This window comes from Pseudomonas sp. ChxA, from assembly GCF_030263855.1.
Taxonomy (GTDB): domain Bacteria; phylum Pseudomonadota; class Gammaproteobacteria; order Pseudomonadales; family Pseudomonadaceae; genus Aquipseudomonas; species Aquipseudomonas fluorescens_CB.
The window spans coordinates 1,376,430-1,390,207 of the sequence record NZ_JARPMK010000001.1 but is presented as its reverse complement, the minus strand read 5'-3'; the positions used below and the strand labels follow the sequence as shown (position 1 = coordinate 1,390,207).

Annotated in this window: 9 protein-coding genes and 2 tRNA genes; 8 read left to right on the top strand and 3 right to left on the bottom strand. The window is 60.4% G+C overall.

All coding sequences use genetic code 11. From position 1 onward, the window contains the following. The first annotated feature begins 35 nt into the window (after positions 1-35). The gene (locus P5706_RS06150; protein ID WP_056858682.1) at positions 36-1,751 is read left to right on the top strand and encodes a proline--tRNA ligase; all 1,716 of its coding nucleotides are present in this window, start codon (positions 36-38) and stop codon (positions 1,749-1,751) included. A 20-nt stretch (positions 1,752-1,771) separates the two neighbouring features. Continuing rightward, positions 1,772-2,725 carry a hypothetical protein gene (locus P5706_RS06145; protein WP_200432819.1) on the top strand — a complete coding sequence of 318 codons (954 nt, stop codon included), beginning with the start codon at positions 1,772-1,774 and terminating at the stop codon, positions 2,723-2,725. A 132-nt stretch (positions 2,726-2,857) separates the two neighbouring features. Here the strand turns inward: P5706_RS06145 and dinB are convergent, their stop codons facing one another. After that, positions 2,858-3,916 carry a DNA polymerase IV gene (dinB, locus tag P5706_RS06140; protein ID WP_200432820.1) on the bottom strand — a complete coding sequence of 353 codons (1,059 nt, stop codon included), beginning with the start codon at positions 3,914-3,916 and terminating at the stop codon, positions 2,858-2,860. A gap of 280 nt (positions 3,917-4,196) precedes the next feature. Between dinB and P5706_RS06135 the strand changes: the two genes are divergently transcribed. The 4 genes from P5706_RS06135 to P5706_RS06120 all read left to right on the top strand — a co-directional run bounded on the left by P5706_RS06135 (position 4,197) and on the right by P5706_RS06120 (position 8,765). Beyond that, positions 4,197-4,273, top strand: a tRNA-Met gene (locus tag P5706_RS06135). A gap of 207 nt (positions 4,274-4,480) precedes the next feature. Further along, positions 4,481-4,557, top strand: a tRNA-Met gene (locus tag P5706_RS06130). A gap of 279 nt (positions 4,558-4,836) precedes the next feature. Then, positions 4,837-7,479 (top strand): bifunctional lysylphosphatidylglycerol flippase/synthetase MprF, encoded by a 2,643-nt coding sequence (gene mprF / locus P5706_RS06125; RefSeq protein WP_285678774.1) that lies wholly within the window; start codon positions 4,837-4,839, stop codon positions 7,477-7,479. After that, positions 7,479-8,765, top strand: coding sequence for a virulence factor family protein (locus P5706_RS06120; RefSeq protein ID WP_056858686.1), 1,287 nt, complete (start codon positions 7,479-7,481; stop codon positions 8,763-8,765). Before mprF ends, P5706_RS06120 begins: the two co-directional genes overlap by 1 nt. A gap of 168 nt (positions 8,766-8,933) precedes the next feature. On the opposite strand, the gene recJ is transcribed toward P5706_RS06120, so the two are convergent. Both recJ and P5706_RS06110 read right to left on the bottom strand, forming a co-directional pair. After that, entirely contained in the window at positions 8,934-10,643 is a 1,710-nt protein-coding gene (recJ, locus tag P5706_RS06115) for a single-stranded-DNA-specific exonuclease RecJ (protein ID WP_285678773.1), read from the bottom strand. Positions 10,644-10,868: 225 nt separating this feature from the next. Next, positions 10,869-11,411: a YaeQ family protein gene (locus tag P5706_RS06110; RefSeq protein WP_003193952.1), complete on the bottom strand. Its 543-nt coding sequence runs from the start codon at positions 11,409-11,411 to the stop codon at positions 10,869-10,871. Between the two features lie 148 nt (positions 11,412-11,559). Here P5706_RS06110 and P5706_RS06105 point away from each other — a divergent pair, with 148 nt between their 5' ends. Then, positions 11,560-12,759 (top strand): CaiB/BaiF CoA transferase family protein, encoded by a 1,200-nt coding sequence (locus P5706_RS06105; RefSeq protein ID WP_285678772.1) that lies wholly within the window; start codon positions 11,560-11,562, stop codon positions 12,757-12,759. Beyond that, the gene (locus P5706_RS06100; RefSeq protein WP_285678771.1) at positions 12,759-13,631 is read left to right on the top strand and encodes a TIGR02285 family protein; all 873 of its coding nucleotides are present in this window, start codon (positions 12,759-12,761) and stop codon (positions 13,629-13,631) included. The genes P5706_RS06105 and P5706_RS06100 overlap by 1 nt, the downstream gene beginning before the upstream one ends. Positions 13,632-13,778 lie beyond the last annotated feature (147 nt).

The window sequence follows — 13,778 nt, the reverse complement described above, 5'->3', positions numbered from 1 at the left end:
TCATTTCAAGTCCAAGCAACCGACAACGGCCTACCATGCGTACCAGTCAATATTTGCTCGCCACACAGAAAGAAACGCCTTCCGACGCGGTTGTGATCAGCCATCAGCTGATGCTGCGCGCCGGCATGATCCGCAAACTGGCCTCCGGCCTGTACACCTGGCTGCCCATGGGCTTGAAGGTGATGCGCAAGGTCGAAGCCATCGTTCGCGAAGAAATGAACGCCGCCGGCTCTCTGGAAGTGTTGATGCCGAGCACCCAACCGGCTGAGCTGTGGCAGGAATCCGGGCGCTGGGAAGAGTACGGCCCTGAGTTGCTGCGCTTCAAGGACCGTCATGGCCGCGACTTCTGCGCAGGCCCGACCCATGAAGAAGTGATCACCGACCTGATGCGCAACGAGCTGAGCAGCTACAAGCAGCTGCCGCTGAACCTGTATCAGATCCAGACCAAGTTCCGTGACGAAATCCGCCCGCGCTTCGGCTTGATGCGCGGCCGCGAGTTCATCATGAAGGACGCGTATTCGTTCCACGCAGACCAGGCGTCCTTGCAGGCCACTTATGACCGCATGCACCAGGCCTACTGCAACGTGTTCACGCGCCTGGGCCTGAAATTCCGCCCGGTTGAAGCGGACAACGGCTCCATCGGCGGCGCCGGCTCCCACGAGTTCCACGTGCTGGCCGAGTCCGGCGAAGACGATATCGTGTTCAGCAACGGTTCCGACTACGCGGCGAACATCGAGAAAGCCGAAGCCGTGCCACGGGAAACGTCCCGCCCAGCACCGGCTGAAGAACTGCGCCTGGTGGACACGCCAGAGACCAAGACCATCGCCGCCCTGGTGGAAAAATTCAATCTGCCGATTGAAAAGACCATCAAGACCCTGATCGTGCGCGCCGAAGAAGAAGGCAAGCTGATCGCCCTGGTGATCCGTGGCGACCACGAACTCAACGAAATCAAGGCTGCCCAGCAACCTGGCGTGGCCAGCCCGCTGGTCATGGCCACCGATGCCGAACTGCGCGACGCCATTGGCGCCGGTGCCGGTTCGCTCGGCCCGCTGAACCTGCCGCTGCCGATCATCATCGACCGTTCGGTCGAGCTGATGAGCGACTTCGGTATCGGCGCCAACATCGATGACAAGCACTACTTCGGCGTGAACTGGGAGCGTGACCTGCCGGTTCCGACCGTGGCCGACCTGCGTAACGTCGTGGCCGGTGACCCAAGCCCGGACGGCAAAGGCACCCTGGAAATCAAGCGCGGCATCGAAGTCGGGCACATCTTCCAGCTGGGCAACAAGTACAGCAAGGCGATGAAGTGCGAAGTGCTGGGCGAGAACGGCAAGCCGATCACCCTGGACATGGGCTGCTACGGCATTGGCGTATCGCGCGTGGTTGCGGCTGCCATCGAGCAGAACAACGACGAGAAAGGCATCATCTGGAGCGACGCCCTGGCACCGTTCCAAATTGCCCTGGTACCGCTGCGCTATGACAACGAGCAAGTACGCGAAGCCACCGACAAACTGTATGCCGAACTGACGGCTGCCGGTTTTGAAGTGCTGCTCGATGACCGGGACAAGAAAACCAGCCCTGGCATCAAGTTCGCCGACATGGAACTGATTGGCATCCCGCACCGTATCGTGGTCAGTGACCGCGGCCTGGCCGATGGCAATCTGGAATACAAGAGCCGGACCGAAGCCGAAGCCCAACCGTTGCCGGTGGCTGACGTGCTGTCTTTCCTTCAGGCGCGTATTCGTCGCTGAAAACCAGATCAAGAGAAGTCATGTTCAAGCGAAACACCAGAGCCCTGGGGGGCGCCGCCTTGTGCGGCGCCCTGCTGGTCAGCGGCTGCGCCAATCAAATGTCGCAACGCAGTGAGCACGAGGAGCGGGTAGAGCGAAAGTTGCTCGATCACAGCCTGCAAATCGATGTAGGCGAACCCAAAGTGCTCGAACTGCCGCAACGCCGGGTTCGCATTCACGAGCAAAAGACCTTTGAGGTCACCGAGTTCGAAGTCACCCGCCGCTACGATCGCTACACCCCCTACCAACCCTGGCGCAAACTCTATGAGATGCCTTTGGGTGCCGTTGCACTGGTAGCGGGTGCGGGCGCCAACGTGGTGAATGTCTTCGCCCTCGGCAACCTGCCCACCAGCATGACGCGCGACTGGCTGAGCTATGGCGTGGACGGCATCAACCCGTTCATGAACGTGCAATCCCACGGCCGTGCGCAACAGAACCTGGCCGGCATTGATGAAGTCCAGCGCGACAAGCGCACGGAGTATTCGAGCCTGCCCTGGAGCGAACGCCCGGTGCAGGTCACCGCCGGCAAGCAGACCCATGAGCTGACCACCGACCGCGACGGCGTACTGCGCCTGAACCTGTTGGACAGCCCTTTTGCTGAGCAGGACCTGAACCGCGTCAGCACCTTGAAGATCAGCGTGGAAGATGGCCAGGACGATGTGCATTCCGACTCGACCTTGGCGGTCAGCAACACCCTGCGCGGCAAGTTGCTCGAAGCCCATGGCCTGATCTACGACGACCTGGAAGATGACGAAGTGAGCCAGTGGGTCCACCGCGTCAAACGCCTGTCGGAGCTGGGCCTGGAAGAAGAAGCCAGCGAACTGGAACAAAGCCTGATCGAATTGACGCGCAATGATCCGGAGTTGCAGCAGGAATTTCTGCAGGCACTGACCAAGGATGCAGGGCGGCTCGTCGCAGATCCCGGGGCACGCTGAGATTCTGTAAACGCTATAGATCTAAATGTGGGAGCTGGCTTGCCTGCGATGGCGGTGTATCAGTTAAAGCATCAATGACTGACACACCGCTATCGCAGGCAAGCCAGCTCCCACAGTTTTTTGATCCGGTTTCTACCAGGGGAATTGAAGCTGCTCGTTACCGCTGCTCAAGTCCAGCAACCTCACGCCAATCCCCAACAACCGCACCGGCTTCCCGCCCCGGTTAAACGCCTGGGTCATCAACTGTTGATAACTCTCCAGATCCCGCCCTGCCCCGGCCTGCTCCAGCGTCGTCTGGGTAAAGTCATGGAACTTCACCTTAACGAACGGCTTGCCAGCACGGTAACTGCTGTCGATACGCGCCATGCGCCCCGCCAGGGTTTCCATCAGCTCAGGCAGTTTCGCCAGGCAGCTTGAAAGATCCGGCAGGTCCACGTCGTAGGTATTTTCCACACTGATGGACTGTCGACGGCTATCGTTCTGCACCACACGCTCATCAATCCCACGGGCGAGGCCCCAAAGCCGCTCGCCAAAACTGCCGAACTCACGCACCAGCGCCAGCTTGTTCCACTCGCGCAGTTGCAGGCAGTCTTCGATGCCCAGGCGCGCCAGCTTATCGGCGGTGACCTTGCCGACACCGTGCAGCTTTTTCACCGGCAACTGCGACACAAAGTCTTCGACCTGATCCGGGGTGATCACGAACAGACCGTTGGGTTTTTTCCAATCGCTGGCGATCTTGGCCAGAAACTTGTTCGGCGCCACACCGGCCGACACGGTGATGTGCAACTGGTTAGAGACGCGCCGCCGTATGTCCTGGGCGATGCGCGTGGCACTGCCGCCAAAATGCGGGCTGTCGGACACATCCAAATAGGCTTCGTCCAGCGACAACGGCTCGATCAGGTCGGTGTAGTCGCGAAAGATCGACTGGATTTCCTTCGAGGCTTCTTTATAGGCATCCATGCGCGGCTTGACGATGGTCAGGTCCGGGCACAGCTTCAAGGCGTGGCGCGATGACATGGCCGACCGCACGCCATAGGCCCGTGCCTCATAGTTGCAGGTTGCAATCACCCCGCGCCTGTCTGCCGAGCCGCCGACCGCCAGGGGCTTTTGCGCCAGGCTCGGGTCGTCGCGCATCTCGATGGCGGCGTAGAAACAATCACAGTCGACGTGGATGATTTTGCGCTGCGTCATATAAACAGAGGGTGTAATCCAACGGGCGACCAGTATCGCACTCACTCCTGTATATAGCACCAGTAGTTTGAATTTGCCGTTTGAGCGGTAGGAAATTTCCAAGGTAAATTTATTTTCTCAATCGAAATCGGCCCGCCAATAGAGCTGAAACCCTTGGCCAGACTGGCTCCGAGACCGTTTTACGCCCGCCTTGGAGAGCTAACCGATTGAACCACAAGCGCTTTTCTTCAATTCACAGGTTGACACACCTGCGTTCCTCTGTAGAATGCCGACACACAGACGCGGGATGGAGCAGTCTGGTAGCTCGTCGGGCTCATAACCCGAAGGTCGTCGGTTCAAATCCGGCTCCCGCAACCAAACATCAAAAAAGGCTACTCGAAAGAGTGGCCTTTTTTGTGCGTGCCTGTTTTAGCCGTGTACAAAAATTGTAAGACAGAAAAAGCGTTGCCTACCCTGTACTTACCGCACAGGGTGGGCGTAGGACGGCTAATTTCCACTTATTTGACCCATCAGCCTATTAACGGTTGACACCTCGCCGCTGGGCTGTAGAATGCCGCCCACAGACGCGGGATGGAGCAGTCTGGTAGCTCGTCGGGCTCATAACCCGAAGGTCGTCGGTTCAAATCCGGCTCCCGCAACCAAACATCAAAAAAGGCTACTCGAAAGAGTGGCCTTTTTTGTATCCGGTGAAAAAGTTCTTCTGAAACAATGGCATGGCATCTTTCATGAAACCGTATACGGTTTGTAGAGTCCATGTCATTGCAAGCTATGCTCAGTACTCAAGCACGACCCTCTACGACCAATGGCCGCTGTCGCCGCACCCGGCGATAAGCGTTAATATTTGTAATTATTTTGTCCATAGGGATTGGTAACTTGGCTGGATACCTCCATCCTGTCGCGCACAATCCACGAGGTGATTGATGCGCGCCAACTCGTCTGAACCACAAGACACCGTCACAGCGGAACAACCGATCACTCCCACCCGTTTGCGTTGGCTGGATCTGTTGAGCAAATACCGTCAACCCATTGGGCTGGCCGTCACCCTGTTGCTGTTCGCTATCGCTCTGATTGCCTGCCGACACCTGCTGCTGGAACTGGACCTTTACGCGCTCCACGACTCGATCCTGGAAGTGCCCAAGCCGGCCTTGCTGGGCGCATTTGCCGCCGCGGTCGCAGGTTTCATCATTCTATTGGGCTATGAATTCTCCGGCGCGCGTTATGCCGGCGTGAAGCTGCCGGCCAAGACCCTGGCCATGGGTGGCTTCACCGCCTTTGCCATCGGCAATGCCATTGGCCTGTCGATGCTTTCGGGTGGCTCGGTACGTTACCGTTTATATGCACGCCATGGCATCGGTGCCTCGGAAGTGGCGCACATGACCGTATTTGCCAGCCTGGCCCTGGGCACTGCCCTGCCGCCACTGGCGGCACTGGCCACCTTGAGCAACTTGCCGGCGGCCTCGACCTACCTGCATTTGTCCCAGGGTGTTCTCGGTGGCATTGCCGGCGCGGTATTGCTGTTGTCGGTCGCGCTGTGCATCGGTATTTATCGCCGTCGCCTGCCGGAACAACCTTACCCGGACAACCTGCTGGTCAAGGCCGGGCGCCGCACGCTACGCCTGCCTGGCCGCCGCCTGACCTTCCTGCAACTGATCATTACCGCACTGGATGTGGCCGCTGCCGCCACCGTCCTTTATATGCTGCTGCCGGAAGCGCCGCCGTTCGGCCCGTTCCTGCTGGTGTACCTGCTGGCCCTGGCTGCCGGTGTACTCAGCCATGTGCCGGGTGGCGTGGGCGTGTTCGAGGCAATTCTGCTGGCCGCGTTTGCCGACAAACTCGGCGCCGCGCCATTGGCCGCCGCCCTGCTGTTGTACCGGATGATCTACGTGGTGCTGCCACTGCTGATCGCCTGTATCTTTCTGCTGGTCAATGAAGCCCAGCGCCTGTTCCAGACCCAGCAAAGCCTGCGGGTTGCATCGGGCCTGGCGGCGCCGGTGCTGGCCGTACTGGTTTTTTTGTCCGGCGTGGTCCTGCTGTTTTCCGGCGCCACGCCGGAAATCGACTCACGCCTGGAAAACATCGGCTTCCTGATTCCCCACCGCCTGATTGATGCCTCGCACTTCGGTGCCAGCCTGATCGGCGTGTTGTGCCTGCTGCTCGCCCAAGGCCTGCGTCGACGCTTGTCGGCGGCCTGGATGCTGACCATGGTGTTGCTGCTGACCGGCGCCCTGCTCTCGCTGCTCAAAGGCTTCGACTGGGAAGAAGCCAGCCTGATGATCATGACGGCGGTGCTGCTGGCGATCTTCCGTCGCTCGTTTTACCGCGCCAGCCGCCTGACTGAACTACCGTTCTCGCCGCTGTACCTGGTGGCCAGCGTCTGCGTGCTGGGCGCCTCGATCTGGCTGCTGCTGTTTGCCTATCAAGACGTGCCGTACAGCCATCAGCTGTGGTGGCAGTTCACCCTGGACGCCAACGCCCCACGAGGCCTGCGTTCGTTGCTGGGTGCGGCGGTGTTGCTGGTGATCGTGTCGTTGACCTGGCTGTTGCGCACCGCACGCCCGGTCATTCACTTGCCGACGCCGGATGAACTGGAGCGTGCTACCAAGATCCTGATGGCCTCCTCGCAACCCGACGGCGGCCTTGCGCTGACCGGCGACAAGGCGTTGCTGTTCCACCCCAACGATGAAGCCTTCCTGATGTACGCCCGTCGTGGGCGCAGCCTGGTGGCCCTGTACGACCCGATCGGCCCGACTCAGCCCCGCGCGGAGATGATCTGGCAGTTCCGCGACCTGTGCGATATCCATCACGCGCGCCCAGTCTTCTATCAAGTACGCGCCGAGAACCTGCCGTACTACATGGACATTGGCCTCACCGCGATCAAGCTGGGCGAAGAAGCCCGCGTCGACCTCAAACGCTTTGACCTGGAAGCCAAGGGCAAAGAGATGAAGGACCTGCGCTACACCTGGAACCGTGGCACCCGGGACGGCCTGTCCCTGGAGATCTGCGACCCGGGCCAGGCGCCGATGGATGAGCTCAAAGTCATCTCCGATGCCTGGCTGACCGGCAAGAACGTGCGGGAAAAAGGCTTCTCCCTCGGACGTTTCAGCGACGACTACCTCAAGCACTTTCGCATCGCGATCATTCGCTTCGAAGGGCGCCCGGTGGCCTTCGCCAACCTGCTCGAGACCTACAACCATGACCTGGCCAGTCTCGACCTGATGCGTGCGCACCCGGACGCGCCGAAGCTGACCATGGAATTCATGATGGTTGGCCTGATTCAACATTATAAGAACCATGACTACGCCCGCTTCAGCCTCGGTATGGTGCCGTTGTCGGGCCTGCAACCGCGCCGTGGTGCACCGCTGACCCAACGCCTGGGCTCGATGGTGTTCCGCCGTGGCGAGCAGTTGTATAACTTCCAAGGTTTGCGCCGCTTCAAAGACAAGTTCCAGCCTGACTGGGAACCCCGTTATATGGCCGTGCCCGCAGGACTTGATCCGCTGGTGGCACTGGCCGATACCGCCGCCCTGATTGCGGGCGGCTTGACTGGATTGGTGAAACGCTGATGATTCGACGCTCCTGGCGGTATGTATTGGCCTTAGTAGTGCTGCTCGCGCTGATCGCGGCGGGTGGCTTTTGGTACTGGAACCGCCCTGCCCCGCAACCGACCCTGGAACAACTGCCCCAGGCCGACGGTTCGGTGATGACCCGTGTGACCCCTAATGGCTCGGCCAAGGCCCGCGTGGCCGTGGCTGTAATGGCCGACGAAACGTTGAGCGACAGCCAGCTGATTGCCCTGAGCCAGGGCGGCTCTGCGCAGATCGTGCAAGTGATCCTGCCAAAAGATGACTGCAAGCTGCAGGAACAAGCCCTGCAAAGCGCCCTGGCCCAGCTTAAAGGCCCGGCGACGCTGGTCAGCGGCATCGGCCCTGGCGCCGCACTCGCCTGGCGCTGGCTGGCCACTCAGAACGACGACAAGGCCAACGCCATCTCCGTCGGTTTTGCGCTGGTGCAGGAAGGTTGCAAGGACCCACTGCCGAAAACCTCCGCCCATGGCAACTGGCTGGTGGCGTGGAACGATAACCCTGACGATGAAAGCGCCAGTTTCGTACGCGATACACCGCGCGCGACTACCAGCATCAGCGACTACGACATCCACTACCCGCAAGTGCTGAACAACGAACTGCGCAAGCAATTGGTCGGTTCGGATAACGGCGGCCTGGCGATTCCCGTGGTCGAAGTACCGGCTGGCCAAGCCAAAGACACCGTTACCCTGTTCCTCTCCGGTGACGGCGGCTGGCGTGACCTGGACCGCGATGTGGCCGGTGAAATGGCCAAGATCGGCTACCCGGTGGTCGGCATCGACACCCTGCGCTACTACTGGCAGCACAAGACCCCGGAACAAAGCGCCAAAGACCTCACTGAGCTGATGCAGCACTACCGTCAGAAGTGGGGCACCAAGCGCTTCGTACTGACCGGCTATTCGTTCGGTGCCGACGTGTTGCCAGCGATCTACAACCGCATGCCGGAAAGCGAACAGCAGCGTGTCGACGCGATTATCCTGCTCGCATTCGCACGCACCGGCAGCTTTGAAATCGAAGTGGAAGGCTGGCTGGGCAATGCCGGCAAAGAAGCCGCCACCGGCCCGGAAATGGCCAAGCTGCCGGCGGACAAAGTGGTGTGCATCTACGGTGCTGAAGAAGTCAACGAGAGTGGCTGCACCGACACCACTGCGGTGGGCGAGGCGGTGAAGCTGCCAGGCGGGCATCACTTTGATGAGAACTACCCGGCGCTGGCTCAGCGCTTGGTGGATATCATTGTGAAGCACCAGGCTAAAGACAAAGCTGAGTAATCCGACCTGTTCGCGGAGTAAAAATGTGGGAGCGGGCTTGTGTGGGAGCTGGCTTGCCTGCGATAGCATCACCTCGGTCTGTCTGATAGACCGAGGCGTGCGCATCGCAGGCAAGCCAGCTCCCACAACAAGCCAGCTCCCACAGTTGTTTTGTGGTGTGGCTCAGATTCAGCGCGGTTCGATATGCGCAATCATCAACTGCACAGTCTCATTGCCACGAAACTCGTTCACATCCAGCTTGTAGGCCAACTCCACCCAACGCACTGTCGGGTTCGGCCACACCTCACGGTCCACGCCAAACGCAATGCCGTCGAGCTTCACTGACCCGCACTCGCTCTTGAGCACCACTTTAAGGTGCCGCTCGCCAACCACACGCTGTTCCACCAACTGAAACACCCCGTGAAACAACGGCTCGGGAAAGTGCTGGCCCCATGGCCCGGCATGTCGCAGGGCACGTGCCAGTTCCAGGTGAAACTCTTCCACCGCCAACGTGCCGTCGGTCAGCAGGCGACCAGTGAGGTCTTCCTCACGCAGTTGCCGGCGCACTTCGGCATCAAAGGCTTCGGCAAACAGTGGGAAATTTTCCTCACGCAAGGTCAGGCCGGCCGCCATGGCGTGGCCGCCGTATTTGGCGATCAGGTTGGGATGCTGGCTGGCGACCACCGCCAGGGCATCACGGATATGAAAACCCTGCACAGAGCGCCCTGAGCCCTTGAGCAGGCCATCACCGGCATCGGCAAAGGCGATGGTCGGGCGGAAATACCGCTCTTTCATCCGCGAGGCCAAAATACCGATCACGCCTTGGTGCCATTCAGGGTCGAACAGGCACAAGCCGTAAGGCATCGACTCCACGGGCAAGTCCTTGAGCTGGGCCAGGGCCTCGCGCAGCATGCCTTGTTCGATGGATTTGCGGTCCTGGTTCATGCCGTCCAGTTGCGCGGCCATTTCCCGTGCCGCCGCCACGTCGCTGGTGAGCAGGCATTCAATGCCCAGGCTCATATCATCCAGGCGCCCCGCCGCATTGAGGCGTGGCCCGAGGATAAAACCAAGGTCGGTGGAGGTGATACGCGCCGCATCGCGCTTGGCCACTTCGAGAATCGCCTTGATCCCCGGCCGCGCACGCCCGGCACGAATCCGCTCCAGGCCTTGATGCACGAGAATGCGGTTGTTGGCATCCAGCGGCACCACGTCAGCGACGCTGCCCAGGGCGACCAAATCGAGCAGCTCGCCGATGTTCGGCTGGGGCTTGTTGTCGTACCAGCCCAGGCTGCGCAACCGCGCGCGCAGGGCCATCAGCACGTAGAAGATCACACCGACGCCGGCCAACGCCTTGCTCGGAAACTCGCAGCCAGGCTGGTTCGGGTTGACGATGGCATCCGCCGCCGGCAATTCATCGCCCGGCAAGTGGTGGTCGGTGACCAATACCTGCAACCCGGCGGCTTTCGCCGCCGCCACGCCTTCAACGCTGGAGATGCCGTTATCCACGGTGATCAGCAGCTGCGGCTCGCGTTGCAGCGCCACAGCGACGATTTCCGGGGTCAGGCCGTAGCCATATTCGAAGCGGTTAGGCACCAGATAATCGACATGCGCCGCCCCCAGCAAACGCAGGCCCAAGGTGCCCACGGTACTGGCCGTGGCGCCATCGGCGTCGAAGTCACCGACGATAAGAATACGCTGGCGCTGCTCCAGGGCCGTCACCAGCAGGTCTACCGCCGCGTCGATGCCCTTGAGTTGCTGGTAGGGAATCAACCGCGCCAGGCTCTTGTCCAGTTCAGCCTCCGACTGCACCCCGCGTGCGGCGTAGAGACGGGTCAACAGCGGTGGCAATTCACCGAGAAACGGCAGGACGGCGGGCAACGGGCGAGGATCGATACGCATGGGGTAACGGAAGCTTCTCTTCAGATACAACGGTTAAACGACGATTGAGCAATCAACACAGATCAACGCTGGAACCTGTTTGCGTAGCTGGCTTGTGTGGGAGCTGGCTTGCCTGCGATGCAGGCACCTCGGTCCATCAGACATACCGCGGTGATGCTATCGCAGGCAAGCCAGCTCCCACAGAAGCCAGCTTTCACAGAAGCCAGCTTTTCACAGTTTTACTTTTTAGCCGCGTTCGCCGACCAGCCATTGCAGTTGCACTTCATGCTGGCCACGATCATCAGTCACAAAAATGGTGCCTTCGCTGATCATCACGTCCCACTTGATCACGCGCGGCATGTCCTTGGCCAGGGTCTCAAGGACTTCCTGCGGCACGGCGGCGATGTGGACGTTCTTGAGGTTATTGGCCACCGGCACCACCTTGCCTTCCCATACGCGCAGGCTGCCATAAGCCAGCAGACTGGTGCGTTCGGTGCGGCGTGAGCACCAGGTCAGGCGGTCGGCGTCGGGCTGGCCGACTTCAATCCAGTGCAGAACCCGATCATCCAGGCTTTTTTCCCACAGGGCTGGCTCGTCTACATCTGACAGGCCACGCCCAAACGCCAACTGCTCGTTGTACCAAAGGGCGTAGGCCAGCAGCCGCACAGTCATGCGTTCTTCGGTTTCCGAAGGGTGGCGGGCGATGGTCTGCTTGACGCTCTCGTACACCGAGCGATCGAGGTCGGTGAGGTTCAGTTCAAATTTGTAGGTCGTGGACGGCTGGGCCATGAACGGGCTTCTAAAGACAGGGAAAGGCGGCCAGTCTAACCGATGGGGCAGCCATTGAACGAATACTGCGCTGCATCATGCTTATCCCTGGGCCGCTCGCCTATGTTAAAAGGCATCACACCACCGCCCCTGCTCGCTAAGGATCCTCATGTCGTTTAATGCCAAACCGCTCGCCGGCCTGAAAGTCATCGAACTGGGCACACTGATCGCCGGCCCGTTTGCATCACGTATCTGCGCCGAATTCGGTGCGGAGGTGATCAAGGTCGAATCCCCCGACGGCGGCGACCCGCTGCGCAAGTGGCGCAAGCTGTATGAAGGCACGTCGTTGTGGTGGTTTGTGCAGGCGCGCAATAAAAAGTCGCTGACCCTGAACCTCAAACACCCGGACGGCCTGGCGATTCTTAAGCAACTGCTGGCGGACGCCGACATCCTGATCGAAAACTTCCGCCCCGGCGTGCTGGAAAAACTCGGCTTGAGCTGGGAAACCCTGCACGCGCTGAACCCCAAGCTGGTGATGGTGCGTCTCTCCGGTTTTGGCCAGACCGGGCCGATGAAAGACCAGCCGGGCTTTGGCGCGGTGGGCGAGTCCATGGGCGGTTTGCGCTATATCACCGGCTTCGAAGACCGCCCGCCAGTGCGCACCGGGATTTCCATCGGCGACTCCATCGCGGCCCTGTGGGCAGTGATCGGCGCGCTGATGGCGTTGCGTCACCGTGAGGTCAACGGCGGGCTCGGCCAAGTGGTGGATGTGGCGCTGTACGAAGCCATCTTCGCGATGATGGAAAGCATGATCCCGGAGTTCGACGTGTTCGGGTTTATCCGCGAGCGCACCGGCAACATCATGCCCGGCATTACGCCGTCTTCGATTCATACCAGTGCCGACGGCAAGCATGTACAGATCGGCGCCAATGGCGATGCCATCTTCAAGCGCTTCATGGGCGCCATCGGTCGCGACGACCTGGCCAATGACCCGGCCCTGGCCAGCAATGACGGGCGTGACAGCCGCCGTGACGAGATTTACGGGGTGATTGATCGGTGGGTCAACTCGCTGCCGCTGGAGCAAGTGATCGAGCAGTTGAACAAGGCCGAAGTGCCTGCCAGCCGTATCTACAGCGCCGAAGACATGCTCGGCGACCCGCAGTTTCTGGCGCGGGAAATGTTCCTGAAGGCGCAGTTGCCAGGAGGCAAGGACTTCAAGATGCCCGGCATCGTGCCCAAGCTCTCCGAGACGCCAGGCAGTTGTGAATGGGTTGGGCCGCAATTGGGTGAGCACAACAGCACAGTGCTCAGCGAACTGGGTTACGACGCCGCCGCCATCACCCGTTTGCGTGAGGATGGCGCAATCTGATGGTTCGCCCGTACATCCGCTGGCTGCTTGTATGCACGTTGCTCGGCAGTTGGTCGCTGCCGGCGCGGGCCGAGGACACGCTGACCTGGCTGCTGCGCGACCTGCCGCCAATGACCATCTTCGCAGGCCCGCAAAAAAACCAGGGAGCACTCGACCAACTGCTGCCCCTGCTCAGGGAGCGCCTGCCGGGCTATCGGCATCAAGTGATGCACGTCAATCGCGCGCGCGGCATTCAAATGCTGCGTGCTCAATCTCTGACCTGTGATCCATCGCTGCTATGGACGCCGGAGCGCGCCCAATACGTGGTGTTTTCCGCCCAGGCATTCGTGACGGTCAGCAATGGGGTGACGATCCAGCGCAGCCAACAGGCGGCCATGGCGCCCTATATCGTCGAGGGTCAGTTTGACCTGCAAGCCTTTCTCAAAGCCCATAAGGCGCGCATCGGCGCCACGGCCGAACGCAGCTACGGCCCCGCCGTCGATGAACAGCTAAAGCACGCCGACCCGCACACCGTGGCCCTGCATTATGGCAATGACGCCCTGGGCAGCCTGTTGCAGATGCAGCGCCTGGGGCGGCTGGAGGCGGTGCTGGGCTACCCGCCGGAAATCCTCTATCACGCCCAGCAACAAGGGATTGCGGCCCAGGACCTGCTGTTCCTGCCCATCAAGGGTTCAGCGCCTTACCAGCGCACGCATATCGGCTGCTCCAACACGCCGCAAGGTCGCCAGGCCATACAGCGAATCGATCAGGCGCTGAGCGAGATCCCACAGGAGCAGGTGCAACAGTCCTACGCCTCGTGGTTGGACCCGGCAATGCGTGAACAGTATTTGTTGGATAACTCGAGCTTTTTCCTGGACGCACCCGAGCCTTGAGCCTGCGCTGGGCAAATCCCAGGCAAAAAGAAACCCCGAAGAGTGGGGAGACACTTCGGGGTTAAACGTGGCCTACAAAGACCAGTACAACAAGCCACAAACACCGGAGCACAATGTTTGCTCTTGCTGTTAAAAAATCTGACCGGG

What these genes read in the sequence shown, in the direction of transcription:
- P5706_RS06110 (WP_003193952.1), bottom strand. Translation starts at nt 11,411, where the DNA reads ATGGCCCAGCCGTCCACGACCTACAAATTTGAACTGAACCTCACCGAC.
- mprF (WP_285678774.1), top strand. Translation starts at nt 4,837, where the DNA reads ATGCGCGCCAACTCGTCTGAACCACAAGACACCGTCACAGCGGAACAA.
- dinB (WP_200432820.1), bottom strand. Translation starts at nt 3,916, where the DNA reads ATGACGCAGCGCAAAATCATCCACGTCGACTGTGATTGTTTCTACGCC.
- P5706_RS06150 (WP_056858682.1), top strand. Translation starts at nt 36, where the DNA reads ATGCGTACCAGTCAATATTTGCTCGCCACACAGAAAGAAACGCCTTCC.
- P5706_RS06145 (WP_200432819.1), top strand. Translation starts at nt 1,772, where the DNA reads ATGTTCAAGCGAAACACCAGAGCCCTGGGGGGCGCCGCCTTGTGCGGC.
- recJ (WP_285678773.1), bottom strand. Translation starts at nt 10,643, where the DNA reads ATGCGTATCGATCCTCGCCCGTTGCCCGCCGTCCTGCCGTTTCTCGGT.
- P5706_RS06105 (WP_285678772.1), top strand. Translation starts at nt 11,560, where the DNA reads ATGTCGTTTAATGCCAAACCGCTCGCCGGCCTGAAAGTCATCGAACTG.
- P5706_RS06100 (WP_285678771.1), top strand. Translation starts at nt 12,759, where the DNA reads ATGGTTCGCCCGTACATCCGCTGGCTGCTTGTATGCACGTTGCTCGGC.
- P5706_RS06120 (WP_056858686.1), top strand. Translation starts at nt 7,479, where the DNA reads ATGATTCGACGCTCCTGGCGGTATGTATTGGCCTTAGTAGTGCTGCTC.